The sequence below is a fragment of the Paraburkholderia sp. RL17-373-BIF-A genome (genome assembly GCF_046030175.1).
In the GTDB taxonomy this organism is placed as follows: domain Bacteria; phylum Pseudomonadota; class Gammaproteobacteria; order Burkholderiales; family Burkholderiaceae; genus Paraburkholderia.
Genome location: NZ_JARESO010000012.1, coordinates 16,986 through 38,091, shown reverse-complemented (window position 1 = coordinate 38,091; position 21,106 = coordinate 16,986). Strand labels below are relative to the sequence as shown.

22 protein-coding genes and 2 pseudogenes are annotated in these 21,106 nt (G+C 58.7%); 7 read left to right on the top strand and 17 right to left on the bottom strand.

All coding sequences use genetic code 11. The features are described 5' to 3' along the window. Positions 1-10: 10 nt before the first annotated feature. The 7 genes and pseudogenes from P0D80_RS16830 to P0D80_RS16800 form a co-directional block, all read right to left on the bottom strand. On the bottom strand, positions 11-1,306 hold the full coding sequence (locus P0D80_RS16830) for a TolC family protein (protein WP_408285501.1): 1,296 nt from the start codon (positions 1,304-1,306) through the stop codon (positions 11-13). Between the two features lie 92 nt (positions 1,307-1,398). Beyond that, positions 1,399-1,761: a hypothetical protein gene (locus P0D80_RS16825; protein ID WP_408285498.1), complete on the bottom strand. Its 363-nt coding sequence runs from the start codon at positions 1,759-1,761 to the stop codon at positions 1,399-1,401. A gap of 158 nt (positions 1,762-1,919) precedes the next feature. Further along, positions 1,920-1,988, bottom strand: a complete 69-nt coding sequence (locus tag P0D80_RS16820; protein WP_408285720.1) for a helix-turn-helix domain-containing protein — start codon at positions 1,986-1,988, stop codon at positions 1,920-1,922. A 649-nt stretch (positions 1,989-2,637) separates the two neighbouring features. Beyond that, positions 2,638-5,059 (bottom strand): annotated as a pseudogene (locus P0D80_RS16815) (heavy metal translocating P-type ATPase). Between the two features lie 5 nt (positions 5,060-5,064). Beyond that, the gene (locus P0D80_RS16810; RefSeq protein WP_408285496.1) at positions 5,065-5,721 is read right to left on the bottom strand and encodes a methyltransferase family protein; all 657 of its coding nucleotides are present in this window, start codon (positions 5,719-5,721) and stop codon (positions 5,065-5,067) included. Continuing rightward, the gene (locus tag P0D80_RS16805) at positions 5,705-5,959 is read right to left on the bottom strand and encodes a DUF2933 domain-containing protein (RefSeq protein ID WP_408285493.1); all 255 of its coding nucleotides are present in this window, start codon (positions 5,957-5,959) and stop codon (positions 5,705-5,707) included. The genes P0D80_RS16810 and P0D80_RS16805 overlap by 17 nt, the downstream gene beginning before the upstream one ends. Before the next feature lie 23 nt (positions 5,960-5,982). Beyond that, positions 5,983-6,408 carry a hypothetical protein gene (locus P0D80_RS16800; RefSeq protein ID WP_408285490.1) on the bottom strand — a complete coding sequence of 142 codons (426 nt, stop codon included), beginning with the start codon at positions 6,406-6,408 and terminating at the stop codon, positions 5,983-5,985. 393 nt (positions 6,409-6,801) lie between these two features. Between P0D80_RS16800 and P0D80_RS16795 the strand changes: the two genes are divergently transcribed. The 3 genes from P0D80_RS16795 to P0D80_RS16785 are packed head-to-tail and all read left to right on the top strand — an operon-like array spanning position 6,802 to position 8,776. Continuing rightward, the gene (locus P0D80_RS16795) at positions 6,802-7,422 is read left to right on the top strand and encodes a LemA family protein (RefSeq protein WP_408285485.1); all 621 of its coding nucleotides are present in this window, start codon (positions 6,802-6,804) and stop codon (positions 7,420-7,422) included. Next, positions 7,419-8,276, top strand: a complete 858-nt coding sequence (locus P0D80_RS16790; RefSeq protein WP_408285482.1) for a TPM domain-containing protein — start codon at positions 7,419-7,421, stop codon at positions 8,274-8,276. The genes P0D80_RS16795 and P0D80_RS16790 overlap by 4 nt, the downstream gene beginning before the upstream one ends. Before the next feature lie 2 nt (positions 8,277-8,278). Further along, positions 8,279-8,776 (top strand): TPM domain-containing protein, encoded by a 498-nt coding sequence (locus tag P0D80_RS16785; RefSeq protein ID WP_408285480.1) that lies wholly within the window; start codon positions 8,279-8,281, stop codon positions 8,774-8,776. Between the two features lie 81 nt (positions 8,777-8,857). On the opposite strand, the gene P0D80_RS16780 is transcribed toward P0D80_RS16785, so the two are convergent. From P0D80_RS16780 to P0D80_RS16740, 9 genes and pseudogenes are all read right to left on the bottom strand, one after another. Beyond that, the gene (locus tag P0D80_RS16780) at positions 8,858-9,163 is read right to left on the bottom strand and encodes a hypothetical protein (RefSeq protein WP_408285478.1); all 306 of its coding nucleotides are present in this window, start codon (positions 9,161-9,163) and stop codon (positions 8,858-8,860) included. Between the two features lie 260 nt (positions 9,164-9,423). After that, positions 9,424-9,636 (bottom strand): annotated as a pseudogene (locus P0D80_RS16775) (copper resistance protein CopD); the annotation flags it as partial. A gap of 346 nt (positions 9,637-9,982) precedes the next feature. Next, positions 9,983-10,924, bottom strand: coding sequence for a CopD family protein (locus P0D80_RS16770; RefSeq protein ID WP_408285476.1), 942 nt, complete (start codon positions 10,922-10,924; stop codon positions 9,983-9,985). Next, complete coding sequence (copC, locus tag P0D80_RS16765; RefSeq protein WP_408285473.1) at positions 10,924-11,298, bottom strand: copper homeostasis periplasmic binding protein CopC; 375 nt, start codon at positions 11,296-11,298, stop codon at positions 10,924-10,926. The genes P0D80_RS16770 and copC overlap by 1 nt, the downstream gene beginning before the upstream one ends. Positions 11,299-11,365: 67 nt before the next feature. Beyond that, positions 11,366-11,716 (bottom strand): copper-binding protein, encoded by a 351-nt coding sequence (locus P0D80_RS16760; protein WP_408285470.1) that lies wholly within the window; start codon positions 11,714-11,716, stop codon positions 11,366-11,368. Between the two features lie 64 nt (positions 11,717-11,780). Continuing rightward, positions 11,781-13,076: a multicopper oxidase family protein gene (locus tag P0D80_RS16755; RefSeq protein ID WP_408285467.1), complete on the bottom strand. Its 1,296-nt coding sequence runs from the start codon at positions 13,074-13,076 to the stop codon at positions 11,781-11,783. 1 nt (position 13,077) lies between these two features. Continuing rightward, positions 13,078-14,511 (bottom strand): TolC family protein, encoded by a 1,434-nt coding sequence (locus tag P0D80_RS16750; protein ID WP_408285464.1) that lies wholly within the window; start codon positions 14,509-14,511, stop codon positions 13,078-13,080. Continuing rightward, a complete protein-coding gene (locus P0D80_RS16745) occupies positions 14,508-14,810 on the bottom strand; it encodes a hypothetical protein (protein WP_408259833.1) in 303 nt (100 codons plus the stop codon). The genes P0D80_RS16750 and P0D80_RS16745 overlap by 4 nt, the downstream gene beginning before the upstream one ends. A gap of 89 nt (positions 14,811-14,899) precedes the next feature. Then, positions 14,900-15,307: a hypothetical protein gene (locus P0D80_RS16740; protein WP_408205897.1), complete on the bottom strand. Its 408-nt coding sequence runs from the start codon at positions 15,305-15,307 to the stop codon at positions 14,900-14,902. Positions 15,308-15,568: 261 nt separating this feature from the next. On the opposite strand from P0D80_RS16740, the gene P0D80_RS16735 reads away from it, so the two are divergent. From P0D80_RS16735 to P0D80_RS16720, 4 genes are all read left to right on the top strand, one after another. Next, complete coding sequence (locus tag P0D80_RS16735) at positions 15,569-15,766, top strand: heavy-metal-associated domain-containing protein (protein ID WP_408205899.1); 198 nt, start codon at positions 15,569-15,571, stop codon at positions 15,764-15,766. A gap of 27 nt (positions 15,767-15,793) precedes the next feature. Further along, a complete protein-coding gene (locus P0D80_RS16730; RefSeq protein ID WP_408285460.1) occupies positions 15,794-16,582 on the top strand; it encodes a YVTN family beta-propeller repeat protein in 789 nt (262 codons plus the stop codon). A 168-nt stretch (positions 16,583-16,750) separates the two neighbouring features. Further along, positions 16,751-17,149, top strand: a complete 399-nt coding sequence (copM, locus tag P0D80_RS16725; RefSeq protein WP_408285457.1) for a CopM family metallochaperone — start codon at positions 16,751-16,753, stop codon at positions 17,147-17,149. 65 nt (positions 17,150-17,214) lie between these two features. Beyond that, positions 17,215-18,540 carry an Nramp family divalent metal transporter gene (locus P0D80_RS16720; RefSeq protein ID WP_408285454.1) on the top strand — a complete coding sequence of 442 codons (1,326 nt, stop codon included), beginning with the start codon at positions 17,215-17,217 and terminating at the stop codon, positions 18,538-18,540. Between the two features lie 26 nt (positions 18,541-18,566). On the opposite strand, the gene P0D80_RS16715 is transcribed toward P0D80_RS16720, so the two are convergent. Continuing rightward, positions 18,567-21,068, bottom strand: a complete 2,502-nt coding sequence (locus P0D80_RS16715; protein WP_408285450.1) for a cation-translocating P-type ATPase — start codon at positions 21,066-21,068, stop codon at positions 18,567-18,569. Positions 21,069-21,106 lie beyond the last annotated feature (38 nt).

The following is a 21,106-nucleotide window of genomic DNA, read 5'->3' as shown; positions in this document are numbered from 1 at the left end:
TTGTTCTCCTTCACTGACTCACGGACATCGAGGCGGGCACGACCTGGTATTCCAGTTGGGCCCAGGTTTGCGACACATCGCGCTGCAGGTCGAGCACCTGAAGTTCGGCGTCGAGCTGCGCACGCCTGGCAGCGAAGGTATCGGCCAGCGAGCCAGTGCCTGCCCTGTATGCGGCAGCCGCCAGTTGCACGCGCTGGTCCGCAGCCGGAAGCAGGGAGTGGGTGAGATTGGTAATGCGCTCGCGACCGCTCGCGAGCGTGGCTGACTGCGTACGGATATCCGCTTCGACCTGACGCTGCGCGTCCTCGTACATCAGTCGCGCCTTGGTGCCAAGTTCAGCTTTTTCCGCCGCGTCCCGGTCCTGATAGTTTTTGCGATGGATGGGCAGCGGGATGCTGACGCCAACCGACACCATGTTCGAGAATCCGCCTCCGCGCTGCTGGTAGGCGACCTCCCAGGTCCAGTTGGGACTGCGGTTACTGTTCGCAACGGCGGTATCGGCATCGGCGACGGCGATGTCCCGAGATGCTGCGACGAGCACCGGCTGCACCTCACGCAGCTCCTCGGACGGCAGTGATGACACATATGACTGTGGTGCCGGCGGCTCGCCCGTCACATCAGAAACGGGCGTCGCCGTCCAGCGGGACAGGCCGATGAGCGCGGCCTGCAACGTCTGCTGGGCCTTAAGCAACTGGTCCTGGGTCTGCGCCAGCATTGCCTGGGCCTGCATTACGTCGGCCGCACTCGCTTTCGCTCCACGATAAGACGCTTTCGTCGCATCCAGTTCATGAGTCATGTGACCAACGAGTTCCTGCTGCAGCGAGACAGCTTTCTTCGCAAAGACCGCGTTCAGCCACGCCGTGGCCGTTTGCTGGCGGGTGTTCACGAGCTGGCCGAGGTAGCCAGCCCGCTCTCGGTCCACTACATCGTTCGCCAATGCGGACCGGAGCCGGCGTTTGTCACCCGACACCCATTCCTGCTCGATGCCGACACGGCGCATGGTCATGAAGTCCTGGCCGATGGTGAACCGTTGCGGTCCGTTCACCGGCAGGTTATCGACACCGGCTTTGAGCATCGGGTCGGGCAACTGCCCTGCGCGGACGGAGGCTTCTGAACTGGCGCGGACTGAAGCCTGCGCAGCCCCCATGGCGGCAGAGCGGTCGGTAGCGGACTGGAGGGCCGCATCCAGCGTGACGGGTGCTTCCTGAGCGCGCACAGCGACGCTCGCGAAAATCAGCGCGGCAAAGAGCGAACGCGCGCGCAGTGGTGCACGCCGGCGTGACGGCGTGCCAATAGTTAAAGGCATGTTCTAACCCCAACGGCGGACTCCCACAGGGAATCCACGTCCTGGACGCAGGACGACCTCACCGCAAATGCGGCGAACCTGTCAGCAAGGGATTAGATGGTGCGAGGAGGTCGCCAGAGGCCGGCCGGTTCACGGACGGTGAGCGACAGTGCGTAATGGAATACGACGGGGCTGGACAGCCCGGCGGGGCGGGTTACTTCGGTAGTGGATACCGGGTGATAAAGGCTGCCGAGCTGGCATTGCGCCGTTACCTTGCAGAAGACGCCTTTGGCTTTCCCCGGTTGCGAGGATTTCATGGTTTCGCAGCCAGGCATCTCCAAAGACATCGCACTGCCGTCGCCAGCGTCCATGCTCATCTGCATCGGACATTCTCCAGTCAAGCCGCTGGCCGCCAGCCCACTGATGGGCAGCGCAGCACAGAGCAACAGGAGGAGCAATGTCCGAAGAAATTTCATGGCTGAGATTATAGCGGAGCAGTTTTATCTATGTTCCGAGGAAATTGTTGTCTGAGTCGGGCGCCGTATGCAGCACCAATTAGCCCCTGACCTTCCTGCGTTGGAAGGCCCCTATACAATTGCTGCGCTCACCCGTTGGTAGCGTCCTGCCCGGCAATCTAGTGACGCCTCATGCGCTCCCACAGACTCTTGCGTGAGATGCCGAGCGCGGCTGCTGTTTCGGCAATCTAACCGTGATGCAGGACTAACGCGTTGATGTACAGCTTCTCGCACCGGTCCATGTAAGCAGACAGTGTCGGAGCGTCGGTCGACTCCTCGTCGCCGTAGGCAGCCACCAAGTCCGCGAGCTTTCGCATCGCCATGGACACACCAAGCGGGCCGTGTGCGGGCATCGCCTCTTAGGGAATGTCTGATGACGAGAGCGCGCGGATTTTCTGTATCAGCTCCGCAATGTCGAAGGGCTTCGTCACGTAGTCGGCCCCGCCTGCCTTGAGCATGGATACGGCCTTTTCAATAGATAGCGCACGCCGTCACGAGCATGAACGATGGAACCTTCGCCACCTTTGAGTTCAGCCGCGTACTCAACTCGTCGCCAGAGAAGTCAGGTATCTTCATGGTCGGCCGCCTCGTTCCTCGACTTCTTCGTCCTTGCTGGCTGCATCGTGCTCATGCGAACGCAACACTCGCTTAAAAGACAGCGTGACGGAAAAATATTTGTGACTACGCGGCAGGCCTTTAGCCAGTCGCGCTATTGATTTCGCCCGCGATAGGGCTGTCCCGTTCGGCTTTGTTGAGGCGGTGGTCGAAGACTGCAACGTGGCGCCGAGCCGGTTCGGCGCTGCAACCGATGCGAGATACCAAACGCCTGGAGCGGGTTTATTGCGTCCTGGCGGTCCGTAGCCGCAGCGCATTCCCGATGACGGAGACCGAGCTCAATGCCATCGCCGCGCTGGCGATAATCGGGCTGAGCACAATGCCGAGCCACGGATAGAGGACCCCGGCCGCAACGGGTATTCCCACCGCGTTGTACGCAAACGCAAAAAATAGATTCTGGCGAATGTTCCGCATCGTGGCGACACTCAACGCGCGTGCCCGCGCAATGCCGCGGAGGTCGCCCTTGACCAGCACCACGCGCGCACTGTTCATCGCCACATCTGTCCCTGTCCCCATAGCGATGCCGACGTTAGCCTGCGCGAGCGCGGGCGCATCGTTTACGCCGTCGCCGGCCATGGCGACGATGTGTCCCTGCTGCTGAAGCTCCTGGACATGCTTGTACTTGTCCTCTGGTAGCACACCAGCTTTGACGCCATCAAGCGCCAGCGCCTTCGCGACCGCGTTCGCGGTGACGGGGTTGTCACCGGTGAGCATCACAATCTTGATGCCGGAAGCTCTCAACTGACGCACTGCGTCGGGCGTCGTTTCCTTGACCGGGTCAGCGACGCCAACGTAACCTGCGAGTTTGCCGTCTATTGCGAGATACATGACGGTCTGCCCCGCCTCGCGCAGCTTATCCGAGTCACCCGCGACCGCAGAGTAGTCGACCGCAGCGTCTTCCATCAGCCGTGTGTTGCCCAAGGCCACCACGTGACCGTCGATTTTTCCAGTCACGCCTTTACCGGGAACCGACTCGAACGAGTCGACCCGGCTCGTTGGCGCGCCCGACTCCTTCGCACGCGCGATGATTGCCTGGGCGAGAGGATGCTCACTCGCACCCTCAAGACTGGACGCATAGCCGAGTACGATGGATTCCGGTTGACCGCTTAACGCGACTACCGCCTGGACACGCGGTTTCCCTTCGGTCAGCGTGCCGGTCTTGTCGACAACAACGGTATCGACTTTCTCCATCAATTCGAGTGCTTCCGCATCCTTTATGAGCACGCCCTCTTTGGCGCCACGGCCGACCCCGACGATGATGGATACCGGGGTAGCGAGACCGAGCGCACACGGGCAGGCAATGATGAGAACGCTAATGGCAACAACTAATGCGTTCGCCAAGGCCGGCGCTGGTCCCACCAACGCCCAGACGACAAACGAAATGGCTGCAATGGCGAGAACCGTCAGCACGAACCAGCGCGCCACCTGGTCAGCGAGTTTCTGAATCGGCGCGCGTGAACGCCCGGCCTCCGCGACCATTTGTACGATTCTCGCGAGCAGCGTGTCAGAGCCAATTCTTTCGGCTCGCATCAGAAACGTTCCGGTCTGATTGACCGTCGCACCGGTTACCTTGCTACCCGCGACCTTTTCAGCAGGCATCGATTCGCCCGTAATCATCGATTCGTCGACGCTCGAGCCACCATTCATGACAACACCGTCGACCGGTATCTTCGAACCCGGCTTTACCCGCAGCGTGTCGCCGACAACAACAGCTTCCAGCGGCACAGTCTCTTCCGACCCGTCCGGCTTAACGCGCACCGCAGTGTGCGGCGCAAGATGCAGCAAATCCCGAATGGCGCTCGACGTGCGCGAGCGTGCACGCAGCTCGAGCACCTGTCCGAGGAGCACAAGCGCCACGATGACCGACGCAGCCTCGAAATAGAGCGGCAGTTCATGCCCGCGCCTGAATGCCTGTGGCAACGCCTCCGGAAAGAACAGCGCAAATACGCTGAACACGTACGCGGCAACTACGCCCAGGCCGATGAGGCTGAACATGTTCAGTTGCCAGGTCACGAACGATTTCCACCCGCGCTCCAGAAACGGCCACCCCGCCCAAAGCACAACCGGCGTCGCAAGCACCGCTTGAACACATTGCGACCATGAAGCCGGCATCCAGTGAGGCAGCGCCCATGCGGCGAAGAGTTGGTTGAGGGCCGCGTCGAGGTCGAACGGCAATATCATTCGACCCATTGTCATGAAGAGCAGCGGAATCGACAGCACAAGCGCGACCCAGAAGCGTCGCGTCATCGACTCCAGCTCAACGTTTCTGCCTTCCTCAGCGACCGGAGTAAGCGGCTCAAGGGCCATGCCACAGATAGGGCACGGGCCCGGTGCAGAAGCTCGGATTTGCGGATGCATCGGGCACGTATAGATGACACCTGCAGGAGCCGGCGCGCCAACGGCTTTCGTCATCGGGCCGAGGTACTTGTCCGGCGCTGCCCGGAAAGCTTCCAGGCATTTGTCGCTGCAGAAGTAATACGTCTTCTGTCGATACGAGTTGCGATAGGCGGAGTCTGTTGCGACCTTCATTCCACATACCGGGTCAACGACCTCGGTCGTATCGGGCACCGCCGGCACATGCATGGTGGGGAGGCCGGCGACACCGGGTACCGTAATATCTGACTCGGGCATGGTAGCCCCCCATCGTCTTCAGTGGACATGCACAGCGTCTCTACCCGACAGCCTCGGAATAAATCGCGGAGTAAGGGCCGCGTAGTCGCGCCACACTTGTCCGAATCGATGCTCGGATTCTCGCTCCTCCTGCTTCGCGAGCCTCACGTACATGAAGACGAGTATCGGGAACATCACCAATGTCACGAGCGTGGGCCACTGGAGCAGGAATCCAGACATGATAACGACGAAGGCGACGTACTGGGGGTGGCGAATCCTGGCGTACGGCCCAGCGGTCGCAAGCCGGTTGTTGCGCTGCGCCTCATAAAGCACGTGCCACGCCGTCGACAATAAATAGAATCCACCAAGTAGCAAGGCGATGCTCACCAGGTGCGGGAAGCCGACGTGCGGGTTCCCGTGGCGTCCGGTGAGCATCCACCAGAGGTGCCCCGAGTCGTGCGCCAGCAAGTTGGCTTGTGGAAAGCGCGCCTGCAGCCATCCAGACAGGAGATAGATAGTCAGCGGGAAGCCGTACATCTCTGCGAACAGCGCAACCACGAACGCCGAAAACCCTCCGAAGGTCCGCCAGTCGCGCTTTGTCGCTGGCTTGAAAAAGCTGAATGCAAAGACGATGAATACCAGTGAATTGACGATGACCAGGCCCCACAGGCCGTAGCCGCTATTTGTTTCGTTCATGGCTGTCTCCTGAATCCTTCTTTTCGCCGCTCTGCGATTGCATATGGGAACCGTGCCCGTGATGCATGAATAAGTGCATGAACGGACAGGAAAGCAGCAGCAAGTAAGGCAGAACCCCGAGAAAGTGCGCACGATGTTCGGAAAACAGCAAGAACACGGAGATTGCACCAAACGCGACGAGCGCGATGGCCGAGCGCGACTTCCAGAAAGGATGCGGGCCTTGTTGCATGTCGTTCATCGCAGAACTCCTGGAGTAACCAGTTAATTGACTGTCGATTGATTCTCAGCGGCTTGCCGGTCCATCATCGACTTCATCATCAGTTGCATCATGTCGAGACGCTTTTCCATCATCTCGTGCGTTCTCGGGGACATGGTGTGGCCGGCCGAATCCTGCTTCATCTTGTCCATCATCGCCATCCCGTCCTGCATGGCCTTCATTTGCTCATCCATGAGTGCAGCATGTTCCTGGGGCGTCTTTGCCGCCATCATTTTTTCGTGTATCGCCTGCATGTTTCGCATCTGCGCGTCAAACTGGGAGGACTTCGCGCTCTTCGTAGCTGGAGCGTCGTCCGAATGGCCATGTGCCTCATGTTCGGGGCTTGTCGCCGACTCGGCTGAGAACGCTACGGACGTGGACATAACGACGGCCAATACAGCCTGGCAAATCAATCGGCTTCGTGCTTTCATACGGCCCCCAGGGGGTTATCTGACGTCAACGGTGTCCAACTCAAAATCCAGTGTATTTGCACAACGTCGGTCGTCTTTGACATGGCGCAATAAATCGCGACGGCGCATTGTGGACGGCGTAGCATGGGTTAATTAAGTGCAATACCTCAAATTCATCTTGGCGCTGCACTGAAAACTTACGTTCTCCGTAACAATACGTACGGTACCGTACAGTTTTCTGTTGACCTGCATCAAGACTTCCGCGTCCAAGCCGCGTACCTTGTCTCCAATACCTTAGTTAGATTTCAGCGCTTTTTCGCCCCCCGCCCGTGCGGTATCAATGGCAGAGCGCCTGGTGCCGCAGCGCGCCGTGGCTGAAATCCGGGTAACTTGCTGCGTGCATCGAGAACGAACATGCGAACACTACTGACTTCCTTCATCGTGGCTCTTGCACTTGGGCTTTCCGGGTGCGGGTACAACGCCATCCAGACGCAGGACGAACAGGTCAAGGCAAGCTGGTCGGAGGTGCTGAACCAGTATCAGCGTCGCGCTGACCTTGTGCCGAACCTTGTTAATACCGTTAAGGGATACGCGAAACAGGAGAATGATGTCCTGACGCGTGTCACGGAGGCCCGTTCACAAGTGGGCTCCATCAAGGCGACGCCTGAGCTTCTTGCTGACCCTCAGGCCTTTGCAAAGTTCGAGGCGGCTCAGGGGCAACTTACGTCCTCACTGTCGAGACTTCTGGTTGTCTCCGAGAACTATCCTCAGTTGAAATCTGACGCGAACTTCAGGGACCTGCAAGCCCAACTTGAAGGGACAGAAAATCGGATTGCCGTTGCGCGCAACAGATACATCAAGGCGGTTCAGGAGTACAACGTCACAGTCAGGTCGTTCCCGAACAACCTCATCGCAAGAGCCCTCAGTTACCAGGAGAAGCCGAACTTCTCCGTGGCTAACGAGGCAGAGATTTCGAGGCCGCCACGAGTAGATTTTGGCGCTGCTCCTTCGTCAGCCGCCGGGGTGACCAATTGAACATCCTCCGCACTGCGCTTGCGCTATTGGTCGTTTTCCTCGCCTTCGGCGGCGCTGGCGCCCGCGCCGATGTCCCGGTTCCGACACTGACGGCTCGCGTCACCGACGAAACCGGAACACTCACGGGCGAGCAACGGGCCAACCTCGAGCAAACCTTAAAGAACTTCGAGGCGCAGAAAGGCAGTCAGATTTCCGTACTTATTGTTCCAACGACGCTGCCAGAAACCATCGAGCAATATTCGATACGCGTGGCTGAACAATGGAAGCTTGGACGGAAGAACGTCGACGACGGTGCGTTGCTGATTGTTGCAAAGAACGACCGCGCGCTTCGTATAGAGGTTGGATATGGACTGGAGGGGGCGCTCAACGACGCGACAAGCAATCGCATCATCAATGAAACTATTGTTCCACGGTTCAAGCAGGGCGATTTCTACGGCGGCATCGCGGCCGGCGTAGATAGCATCATTCGGGTTGTTAGCGGTGAGCCGTTACCTGCCCAGGCAAAAAATCGCGGCGGTTATAGCGGGGTCGGCCAACTGTTACCGATACTTTTCGTGTTGACCGTAGTCGCCGGAGGCGTCTTGCGCTCGATAATCGGGCGATTTCCAGGCGCCGTGGTGACTGGCGGTGCTATCGGCGTATTGGCATGGCTGCTATCTGGAACGATTCTCGCAGCCATCTTCGCCGGAGCAATCGCGCTTGCCTTTACGTTGGTAGGCAGTGGACTGGGTGCTTACGTCGGCGGCCGCTACATCGGTGGTGGACGCGGCGGATTGGGCGGCGGCTCAGCCCGCAACACTTTCAGCGGAGGCGGAGGCGGCTTTGGCGGCGGCGGCGCCTCCGGCAGGTGGTAATCATGAACCTAAATCGAATCATCAGACACCTGTTTATGACCCGCTGGCATGTAAATTCAGCGTTTCCCGCACGCTCGCTGATAGCGATTGGGAACGCCGTCAGCGAGAGCCATCGGGCGCACATCGGCCAGATTCGGTTCGCGGTCGAAGGCGCGCTGCACAGTACTGCCCTGTTGAATGGAAAGTCCGCGAGACAACGCGCGATTGAGGTGTTTTCGGAGCTTCGCGTCTGGGACACCGAGCACAACAACGGCGTCCTCATCTATCTTCTGCTAGCCGACCGGGACGTTGAGATTGTGGCGGACCGGGGCATTCATGCGAGAGTCGGTGCGGATGAGTGGGAGACAATCTGCCGCGAGATGGAGAGCGAGTTCAGGGAAGCTCGATACGAATCTGGTGCTGTCCGAGGTGTACGGAGAGTGACGCAACTGTTGGCAACGCACTTTCCTGTTGCCCAGCCCGAGAAGGGTGAATTGCCAGTCTCGCCAATCGTACTGTGAAATCGTGAATTTAGACGGGGTTCGACGCGCCCCTGATAGTCGCTAGCCCATGCGACGCCAGGGACGCCCGGGCTTCGAACTCTAATCCAGGTTGACCCCGGACGGTCTGCGCGTCTTGAAACCATAGCAAATGAGCGCCGCGAGCCACAGCGCCGTAATCGCCAACAGGACGAACTTGAAATCCGAATCGATGACCAGATTCACAACGGACATCAGTCCAGTCGTGAAGCCGCCGCCTAGCGCAGCGGCCAAAAAAGCGTAGGGTTTGCGTCCGGCAAAGGCGCTGAGTGCCAGATGCGCGAGCAACACGCCCGCGCCCACAATGTAGCCACCGAGAACCGTGAAGACCAATCCGAGCCAGCGAGCGAGCGAGTTTGGGCGTTGCATCCAGCAAACGTTCGCTGGACGTCCCCATGTAGCGCAGGTCTTCCGGTAGCAAGGGCGGCCGTATGAATATGAAATAGATGCCGATGAGGATTGTCGCAGCGCCTGTGGCCGCGAGAAGCCATGCGCAAAGAGGCCGACTATATGTCCGGCGCTTTCTGGTCACGATATCTAGCACTGGCTACCTCCTGGCGCGGAATTGCATTAAGTGTTGCACCCTTTACCCAAAACGTCTGGTATCCAGCGAACTCCTTTTGTTGTCGTCACGTGCCAGGTAACGGACTGGGCACAAGGATAGCAGCAGCGACAAGCACACCCGCAGGCGCCACCGATTCGATATGAAGCACGGCGGCGAAGCGCTTCAGATGCTTTACCGGCGCTGTTGATGAGGCACTCTTCAGTGATGCGAGTAGCTTGGGCATCTCGAAGAAGCGCTTATGTCCACCGAGCGTTGCAGCGATGAGCGCGGCAGCGATAGTTTCGAGCTTCATATATTCCTCCAGAGCGACGCGGAATCGATAAGAGTTGATTCCGAACGGTTTGCATTCTGGAGAGTGACGTCTGAACGAGACGTGAAGCAGAAGTGACTTTTTAGCCATCCGAACGACCACGTTCAGAACCATGCATGTTGAATTCAGCTCGGGAGTCACGAACACGAATTCCGCTAACGACGCACGGGAAATAAAAAAAGGACCCGACGTGCTGTCGGGTCCCGTAAAAGATGGCCTTTGCCTGAAGTCAATGGAGGCAGGATGCAGCCTTTATTGACCCTGCGGCGATGACCATCTGCGTGGACGTGAGAAGCAAACGGTAGCGAACGGACTACGACGTACCGGGTAGTGGACTGGAGACGAGTACCGCAGCGGCGACCAGCACCCCTGCGAGTACCACCGATTCGATATGCAACACGGCGGCAAAGCGCTTCAAAGGCGTCACGGGTGACGTCGAGGAGGCACTTTTCAACGCTGCGAGCAGCTTTGGCATTTCGAAGAAGCGGTTGTGCCCTCCGAGGGCTGCGGCCACGACCACCAGCGCGAGTTTGAACGACAGAATCTGCCCGTAGCCGGATTCCAAAAGGTCGCCTGGCGACCTGACACCGCGCCAGCCGTTATAGGCGCCTGTGGCAAAAAGAATAACCAGCGCAAGCGTTGCGGCAGCCGACAAAGACTGGATATATGCAGCGCAATTTACGCGGTCGCTGCCTGGAGCGTTGGAAAAACGTGGCGCAACAACGTACGTCGTAACCAGCACAAGCCCCACCCACGCGCTGATGGCGAGCAGATGTACCCAGTCCGCCCATACCGGCGGGCTGAACAAGCCAGCATCGACTGGATGTCCTCCATGGCTGCGCGCCAACGCGACACCACCCAGGGCCAACCAGACGGCCAGAGAAAACCTGACTGATTTCCCGGCCTGGATAAAAGAAAGAATGACCACGCATAGCATCAGCCCGGCACCAATCAGCCATGCGTGACCAAAGCCAGTCTCCACCAGCATCGAGCGGACAGCGGGTCCCGCCTCCAGAAGCGTGGACTCGCTCATCAACGCACAATGAATCCAGAACGCAAAGGTACTGGAAAGCAGCGCGCCGACCGACGCGAAACGCAGAGCGCCGACAAGCCGACGGCTTACGCTTGCCTGCCACGGAGACGTTTTGCGTGCGAGCCACCGGTCACTGAGCAGTGCGCCGACGGCAACCGCAAAACCCAGGTTTTGCAGGGCAACGAACGCCAGCCGCAGGACGCCAAGGAAACCGTCATTCATCACTTCACCTGGAAGGTGTACGTGCCTTTGGTCTTGTGGGCGTCATGTGTCATCACAGCCCACTGCACGGAGTAGGAGCCGGACGGCAGCTTCGGGAGAGCAATCGCCAGCACGCGCGGATTAGAAGCATCGACCTTGGCTTTTTCTTTCGTCACGGCAGCGCCGGTTGCGTCGGACACTTTCACCGTGCTGAAGGTTGATTCGAGGTCTTCGTTGAACGTAAGCCGTAGCGCGTCGGGTGCCGCATCGAGGGTGCTACCGGCTGCGGGGACAGCATTCTCGAGCTTTCCGTGTGCGAACGCGGCAGCCGGCACGATTGCGATGGCAGCCGCTGTAGCGAGGCCCGTGAGCTGCTTGCGAGTGAGTGTTTTCATGTTCTTGCGCATCCTGAATGGTCAAAGTGGGTGTTGCTTGCGGTTGATGGCAACACCCCGTGAATGCTTACTTCTTCTGCAGCTTCGTCACTGTCAGTGCGCCGTCAACTTCTTCGGCCACGAAATCAATCTTATCGCCGACCTTGACCTGCGAAATCATTGCCGGGTCTTTGACCTTGAACACCATTGTCATGGCGTCCATGCCCAGGTTTTCCAGCGGGCCGTGCTTGATGGTCAGCTTGTTTGACGCTGCGTCGACCTTCTTGATTTCCCCATGCGACATGCCGGCCTTTGCTTCGCCAGCCTGCTTGGCGCCGCTACTACCCATGTCCATGTTGCCCATTTCGCCAGCTGCATAGGCCGAGCCCGAAATTGCCAGAGCGCAGCTAACTGCCATCGATGCAAATACGTTCTTCATCACTCTTTCTCCTGCGTTGAAATGAAAAGTTAAGCCGGACCGCAAAGTCCGACGAGATTGCAAATCAGCTGTCCGGCAACTCGCCGGTGTATTCGTAGGCAACCGTTCCCTTGGGATGCTTGAACCAGCCCGGGTCGCGATAGTCCTTGCGCCCCAACCCCTCTCGTACCTTCACGACGGTGAACATGCCGCCCATCTCCAGCGGGCCGAATGGGCCGGTGCCGGTCATCATTGGCAACGTGTTGTCGGGGAGTGGCATCTCCATCTCGCCCATCGCACCGCCTGTGCTGCCCATTGCCATGTAGTCCGGCACGAGTTTGTTGATGCGTTTCGCGAGGTCCTTCTGCGGCACGCCAATCAGGTTGGGTACGGAGTGCCCCATCGCATTCATCGTGTGGTGGGACTTGTGGCAGTGGAACGCCCAGTCGCCGGGCCGGTTCGCCGTGAATTCGATGGCACGCATCTGGCCGACCGCGACATCGGCGGTGACCTCAGGCCAGCGCGCGGCCGGCGGAATCCATCCGCCATCCGTGCCCGCGACCTCGAAGTGATAGCCGTGCAGATGGATGGGGTGATTGGTCATCGTCAGATTGCCGAACCGGATACGCACGCGGTCCCCGGCACGTACCGGCAACGGGTCGATGCCCGGAAAGACCCGCGAATTCCAGGTCCACATGTTGAAGTCGGTCATCTCATTGACGCGCGGCGTGAAGCTGCCCGGGTCGATGTCATACGCGGACATGATGAACACGAAGTCACGGTCGACCTGCATCACACCCGGGTCCTTCGGATGAACGATGAACGTGCCCATCATCCCCATCGCCATTTGCACCATTTCGTCGGCGTGCGGGTGATACATAAAGGTGCCGTGCTTCTCAAGCTCGAATTCGTAGACGAACGTCTTGCCCGGAGGGATGTGCGGCTGCGTGAGGCCACCGACGCCATCCATGCCGGACGGCAACAGCATTCCGTGCCAGTGAACAGTGGTGTGTTCCGGGAGTTTGTTGGTCACGAAAATACGGACCTTATCGCCTTCCACTGCCTCGATGGTTGGGCCAGGGGCCTGTCCGTTGTAGCCCCACAGATTCGCATTCATGCCCGGTGCCATCTCGCGTACGACCGGTTCAGCAATCAGGTGGAACTCCTTCCAGCCATTCTTCATGCGCCACGGCAGCGACCAGCCGTTCAGCGTGGCAACGGGCGTGTACGGACGGCCATTGGGAGGTGTAAGCGGCGGTTGCGTGGCGGCCTTGGCCATCGTGGGTGCCTCAGGCAGCGACGCAGCACCAGCCTTGCTCACCAATGCTGCTCCGAGCAACGCGGCCCCCGAGCCGCCGATAAATTTTCGACGTGACACCATTTCATTTACCTTCTGAATCTGTAGGCGACGCCGGTTGCGTCGTGGGCGCGGATGGCGCTGAAGCCATCGCGAGCGGCGGGAGACGGCCACCGACTGCCTGCTGCAGGTCGGTTTCTGCCAGCCAGTACTCCTTCAACGCGTCGATGTAGCTGTTCACCGCGCCAACCTGGTCGCGCGAATCCGACAGCAGTTCGAACACGCTCGCGAGCATGCCGTTGTAGCGAAGCAGTAGCTCATCGGAAATGGTTTTCCGGATTGGCACGACTTCGTCACGGTAGTGCTTCGCGACGTCGTAGTCGGTCACGTACGCAGAGTAAGACTCGCGAACCTCGGAGCGTGCGTTAACTGCGGTCTCGGCGACCCGGTTCACCGACTGCATGTAAATCGCTTCGGCGCGCGCAACCTTCGAGCCGCCCCAGTTGAAGATGGGAATCTCGACGCTGATTTCGTAGCCCTGCTCATGGCCATCGGAGGTGGTGAAGTTGTTCTGATATCCGACGTCCAGCGCGTTGATAAAACGCGTCGCTTTGCTCAGACCCAGAGAGGATGCGACGCTCTGCGTCTGCAGCTTTGCCGCCTGGATGTCCAGCCGGTTCTGCATCGCGAAGCTCTCGAGGTCGTTCAACTCAGGCCGGGTCTTGGGAAGGTCAGGCAGACGGTCGGGAAGCGTGTACTGCGTCCCGGCACCCCACAGACCCATCGTCCGCGTAAGTTTTTCCCGCGCGGACACAGACTGCTGCCGCGTTTTCGCCAGTTGCGCCACTGCGTCTGCATAGAAGGCCTGCTCACGCGCGTAGTCGAGCTTGCTGAAGTTGCCGGCCTGTTGCATCCGCAACGCCAGTTCGGCACCGGCCTCGGCCGAATCCTTCACCTGCGCGGCATAGGCTGCAGCCTGCTCGGCCGCCACCGCGTTGACATAGGCCCGCCGAGCATCGGCGGCGACCTTGAGCATCGCATCGGCCGCGAGCAGCTTGGTCTGTTCGAAGCGGCGGCTCTCGATGCGCGTCGCCAGCGGCAGCGTCAGGACATTCAATAAGCCGAGCGTGAAGGTGCGGCTGATGCTCAGGTCGTTGTTCCCGTGCGTGCGGCTGAACATGAAGCCGGGATTCGGCAGCCGTCCCGCCTGAACCAGGTCCGCTTCGGAGATGCCGAGCTCTCCGTACGAGGCCTGCAGGCCACGGTTGTTCAGCAGCGCAATCTGGACCGCGTCATCCATGCTCAGTGGTCTGGCAAGCAGTTCCTGCGTCCGCTTTGCGACAGCGTCCCGGTCTTCATCGGTCTTCACCAATACGGCATCTTTCCCAAGACGCTCGGAAGCGGTCGTCGAAACGGTATTGAAGCCACCGTCCTTCGAAAATGTCGTACAGCCGGCCAAGAACGCAACCGCAGTGGCGCAAGCAATGACGCGGCCGCTCGAAAAAAAGTGCCGCATCATTTCGCGGGCTCCTCGTGATGGGAGCTGTGCTCGTTATTTTTGGCACCGCTGACGCCTGATGGCATCTGACCGCGGCCCATCCCCGGCTTTCCGGGCGTGGTCGTCACTGCCCGATTGAGCTCCTGCCACGTGGGTGCTTTCTGGTCACGAAACGGCTGATAGTCCGCAAACACGGACGGCACGCTGACGGCCGGAACCGATGCTGCCGCATCTGCCGGGTCAGGAAGTGTTGTAGTGGCGAGCACGAGCGTCGGCAACAATGCCGCCGCGCCGGGCAGCGCCGCGATAAACATTCGCATGGATTTTTCTCGTCGTAAGTCACCTGGATGGCCGACGGGCGGCCATCAGGTCGAAATTCCGCATCGCGGCTTCGGCCGCGACAGAAGGACTAGACGAGGGAAATACGGGGAGGTCGTTCGATGCCGCCGGTCAGAAACGACGCGACACGGTCCGATGTGGGAAACAGAACTGCAAAATGAACAACGTCGGCAGATGTCGCCACTGTGGGGGCTGCTGGCAAGGCCCCGCCGAAACAGCAGGACGCGCAGGTCGAGCACGAGTGGGCATGGTGCACATCGCCGCCATGGGAATGGCCGTGATGGTCACCGTCAGCCATCGTCACATCATGCGAGTGACGGTGATGCGGAGTCGACTCGTCCGTGTCCACATGCTGCGCGGACGCGACATCACTCCCGAAATGCGAAGACCCGCATTTCATGGAGACGGCCGCGAACGACTGAACCGGAAGGCTCAATGCCAGCAGCACGATGACGAAGAGTTTGCGCCAGTAAGACATGGGTTGCAGTCTAGCACGCAGTTTAAGAAGACTGTAAGGCCGAAACCGTCTCACGGTGTAACTGTGTGCCCCTTGGCCACAACAGCCAGGTCGACGTCGCAAGCCAGGCCGAACGGACGACTTTCACCTTATATTTTCCGCGCCCGGCCGCCGTCCAGGCGGTTGGACGGACACCAAGGGCAGGCGCATCACGCAGGCACTTGACCTTCCTACCATGGGAAGGTTCATGCTAAGGGTTCTGATTTGCTACTGGAGGCAAAAATGAAATTCGAGGTTAAGGATATGTCATGCGGCGGGTGCGCCAACTCGATTACGCGCGCCATCACCAACGTCGACCCGGCAGCCAGGCTGGACATCGATGTCACCACCAAAATCGTGAAAATCGATTCGGCGCTGCCATTGGACCGACTGGTCGCCGTCATCGAAGAGGCAGGATTCCATCCCACGGTCAAAGGCTGACGACGCCGCCGCACGGAGGTAGACGAAATGCGGTTCCCTTTTGGCGCCTTACTTTTGATGTTCGCGTTTCAGCTTCCCGCTCATGCTGAGAACGTCATTGTGCTGAATTCGGCCGACGCGAGCGTGAGCCTGATTGATGAAGCAACGCAAAAGGAGGTCGATACCTTCCCGGTGGGAAAGGAGCCCCACCACTTGATGGCGACCCCCGACAATCAGTCGCTAATTGTCGCGAACTCCGTGGCCAACAATCTCGTCTTTCTTGACCCGAAGTCTGGCAAGGTTCAAAGGTGGGTGCCCGACATCGAAGACCCGTACCAGCTCGGCTTCTCGTACGACAGGAAATGGTTCGTCACGAACCGTCTGCGGCTTGACCGGGTCGACATCTACCACTACGACGGAAAGAACGTCACGTTGGCGAAGCGCGTGCCATTGTCGGCGATGCCGAGCCACATGATTTTCTCGGCGGACAACAAGATTGTTTTCGTCACGTTGCAGGTTTCAGGCGAAGTCGACAAGGGCGCCCATAATTTCCGGTCGCTCGTCGACGGGCAGCACATTCTGGTGTCGAACCGGGTCGGTAACACCATCAGCATCCTCGACCAGAACAGTCTTACCAACGTTGGAACTATCACCGGTCTGCTGCCAGGCCCCGACGACATGGAGCTGACGCCCGACAAGCGATACCTGTGGGTGACCTTCCGGTTCACCCGCTACGTCGGCATCATCGATATGAAAACGCTGAAGCTCGTCAACACCATCAAGGTCGGAAAATCACCTCACGGCATTTACTTCTATAACCGCGCGCCGCTGGTATAGGAGTCTTCACGCAGGAGGTTTGTATTTTTCAGGACCGGCGGCCCCGAGATGATGCGGATGATGCGGTCAGCATGACCAGGGTGGGCATGAGCATCATGCCTCCCATGGCCCTACACACCATCAACATCACGGCCACTCAGAATTACCTTTCCCAACAGGAGCTTGAAGATGAAAAGCCTTTTTCCCATCCGAGTCGCGTTTATCTGCGCAGGTGCCGCATTGACCATTGCCGCACTTCCCGCGAACGCCCAGCAGAGTGCACCCATGCCCGGAATGAATATGTCCAGTTCGGCCGATAGCGGTTCGAGCCCGTCAACATCAGCGTTCAAGGAAACGGACGAAAAGATGATGAAGGAGATGAGTGCCCCTCCGTACAGCGGTGACACCGATAAAGATTTCGTGTCTCACATGATTCCGCATCATCAGGGCGCGGTCGATATGGCGAAGGTGGAGCTGAAATACGGCAAGGACCCCGACATGAAGGGACTGGCCAAGAGCATCATCAAGGCACAAAATGAGGAAATTGCATACATGAAGAAGTGGCAGGCCAAGCACGCTGGCAAATGATGCTGTAATGCGCAGACAGACTGCTGACCTGCAGTGCGTGCAGCCGGTGACAGGCTGGAGTGGCAATGGACGACCGTGCTCGTCGCAAAGACAGACGTAAAACCCTGACGGAGCAAACGACGTCGGCGATACGGGAGCGGCTCGAAGGCCGGGGCGCACGGGTGTTCCTGCCATTTTTCGGCCCGGCGGTGGTCGTCTCAATCGCCTACATGGACCCGGGGAACTTCGCGACGAACATTCAGGCTGGCGCGAAGTACGGCTATACGCTCCTCTGGGTTGTGCTGCTGGCGAATCTGATAGCCATGCTGTTTCAGGGGCTCTCCGCAAAACTCGGGATAGTTACCGGGCGAAACCTCGCGGAGCTTTGCCGCGAACACTTCCCCAAGCCGCTCGTCCTTCTCATGTGGGGCGTGAGCGAGGTGGCCGCGATGGCAACGGATTTGGCCGAGTTTCTCGGCGGAGCAATCGGCCTGTCACTCTTGTTCCACATGCCGTTGTTTGTCAGCATGGTGGTCACCGCTCTCGTGACCTATGCGCTTCTGTTATTTGAGCGCGCCGGTTTCCGTCCACTCGAGCTGGCAATTGGTGGACTGGTCGGAGTGATTGGCTTGTCCTACCTGGCCGAGCTATTCATCGTGCCAATTGCGTGGCCGGCAGTCTTCGTTCATACGTTCTCACCGCGCCTTCCGGATTCAGAGGCGCTCACTATTGCTGTCGGCATTATTGGCGCGACAGTCATGCCACATGCGCTGTTTCTCCATTCGGGGCTGACTCAAAGTCGCGTCCTCCCAATGACAGAAGCTGAACGCACCACGCTGCTCGCGTATTCGAACCTCGAGGTCGTCATCGCATTGGCCACCGCAGGTCTTATCAATATGGCCATGGTCATCATGGCTTCCGGCGCATTCCACGAGGGACACCCTGATGTCGCAGAAATCGAGACGGCATACCATACACTGGCACCGCTGCTGGGCATATGCGCTGCAGGCATTTTTCTCCTTGCCCTAATCGCCTCCGGGATATCAAGTTCGGTCGTGGGCACGATGGCTGGCCAGATGATTATGCAGGGCTTCATTGGCTTTCGTATCCCGCTTTGGGTGCGAAGGGTCGTGACAATGGTGCCCAGTTTTGTCGTTGTTGGTTTCGGGGTGAACGCGACCAATGCGCTCGTCATCAGCCAGGTCGTGTTGAGTCTTGCCTTGCCGTTTCCGATGATGGCGCTGCTATGGTTCAGTTGTCGACAGGACATCATGGGCGTTCGCAGGAACCGCACGTTCACTACCATATTGGCCACGGTAGCGGCCGCCATCGTCCTGTCTCTCAATGCGTTTTTGCTGCTGCAAACGTTCGGAGTAGCACTTCCGGGGTTGTCGCGGCTACTGGCTGGCTGACGGTCTCATTAGTAGACGTCGTGCTATCAGATTCCCAAGAATCGCCTGCGAATCGCATCTTTGAGGATGTAGTGTAAAGTCGCCATTCCTAACACTGACGCAGTGACAATAGTAATCCAAGAGTCTGCATCGAGTGGCACCATGCCGAGCGCGTTGCGCAAAGGCGGCCAATAAACTGCCACAAGATGAAGCATCGGGGCCGTGGCCAAAAACGCTGTTACAGTAAGGCGCTGCAACGCCGTGCCTGCTCTTCCTCGCTCCTGGGTAGTCACCCGTGTAAGAACATACAAGCCGATAAGAACAATAACCGACACGCTGGCTGTAGTACCGTATTGCTCACCCCTGTCCTGAAACAGGAAGAAATTCGCGTACACGAGGAGTGAGCAAAACGCGGTAACGAGGCCAGCGAGAATAGCGAACTTCAAAGGCTCCCCGACGAAGCGTTTCGTCGATTGTTTTCCGATGCTCGGCTTCATCAGCGTCAAAAGGGTCGCGGGTACGCCTATCGTCAGGATGTCAATCCACGTAATGTGCCGGGGGCTCAGGGGGAAACTGAGCCCAACAAAACCTACGAAGCCGACAAAGAACAGGCTGTACACGTTCTTCGTTAGGAACAGCTGCAGAATGCGTTTGATGTTGTGAATAATTCTGTCACCCTCTTCGGAGAGGGCGGGCAAATGAGCAAACGAGTCTTTCAATAAAACGATATCGGAGACATCCCGAGCGGCTGCGGCTCCGGAGTTCATGGCAACACCAATATCTGCCTGTTTTAGCGCCAGCACATCATTGACTCCGTCGCCTATCATGCCCACGAAGCTGCCGTGCGATTGCAGGCGCTTGATAATCTCCTGCTTTTGGGCCGGCACGAGTCGCCCGAAAAACTGGCCTTCGTCGACTGCCTTGTCGAATTCCTCAGGGTTCATGCCCGCCAGCTCCGGGCCGCTCAAGGTCGAACCGTAAACGGTCATGCCAGCAAGGCGTGCGACTGCTGCGACGGTCAGCGCATTGTCGCCGGATAACACCTTCAGACAGACGTCACGGTCTTCATAAAAACGGACTGCACTGCCCACATCGGTACGAAGCTCGTCGCAGAGAACAACGAACCCCAAAAAACGCATATCGCCTGAGGGCTCGGACAATGCCGCGTCTGAACGGCCTATAACGAGCACGCGCATGCCTTTCTGCAAAAGCGTATCAAGCTGCTCTCTCTGGGAGAGCGTCAGAAGTTTCTCCCCGAGCGCCTCAGGCGCTCCAAGCCAGAGAGAAAATTCCTTCCCATCGACATTCAGGCGTACGGCGCTTAACTTCGTCTCACTGCTGAACGGCAACTCGCCAAGCACATTGCTCTTGAGCGCGGGATAGGCGGAAGCAATTGCCTCGGTCGTCTGGTTCGGCGAACCAACGGCTCCGACGAAAAGCTGCAAAAACCGACCGACCGCATCAGTCGAACCGGAGAACGGGACCAACGAATGAAACTGCAGATGATTCGTTCCAAGCGTTCCTGTCTTGTCCATACATAGCACAGTGAGGTGGCTCAACGATTCGACCGCACCGAGCTTCTGGACCAGCACCTGCTTTTGCGCGGCTCGTATCGCTCCCATGGCGAACGCGAGTGTCGACACCAGCACCAGACCTTCCGGGACCAGTGCCTTAATCACCGTGACCAGCGACAGAATCGTGTCTTTGGCGGAAAGGTGCTTGATGTATGCCGACATGAGTAACAACACGACGAGCAGTACCAGGATTGCAGTCAGCACCTTTATGACGGTATTGATGCTTCTCTGTGTGGGCGTTAGCCGGGAGGCGTAGGTCTTCGCCTTGGCAGTTAGCTGGTTTACACCGGAGAGGATACCCACGCGCGTAGTCACGTAATCTCCAGAGCCGCTGAGGCAATGACTGCCCGATAGCAGCGGGTCCCCCTTACTCTTCCCCACCCCCTCCCCCTCACCCGTCAGAAGCGATTCATCCATGACGATGCTCGCGGAGGTAACGAGTTCGCCGTCAGCCACGACCTGGTCCCCGGGTTTCAGGCGTAACACGTCACCTTTGACAACCTCGCTACTTCCAATTTTCTGGTCGCTGCCGTCACGGCGCGCGGTAACGATGGTATTCCGAAGTACGGCGAGGCGGTCCAACGCCCATTTGGCACGGAACTCATTGACAATTCCGACCAGCATATTTGCGAACGTAACAACCGCCAAAAACGCAGCGTCACTGTTGGAACGGACGATGAGTAGCGCAACAATCGATACGACCAGAATGCCATTGAATACGGTCACAACGTTGCTACGGAGGATTCCGGATACTGTCCGTGTAGTGAACCGCGGCGCAAGATTTACGTTGCCTGCGCGACATTGTTCGAACACCTCCGCCTGCGTCAGCCCGGCGCTGTCGGAAGTTGCATCGCCGGCACCCGGATGCTCGACCTGCAGCGGTGCAGAGACGCGCGCCGAAGGAGAGGCTGCTCCGGCAGTTCGGTCTTCGCGCGGGCCAGGCGTTTCCATCAGGTCCTCGTTCTTATCGCTCATGTTGCTCGTTTGCCTCCATTCGCGGTAGCGCTTGCCGA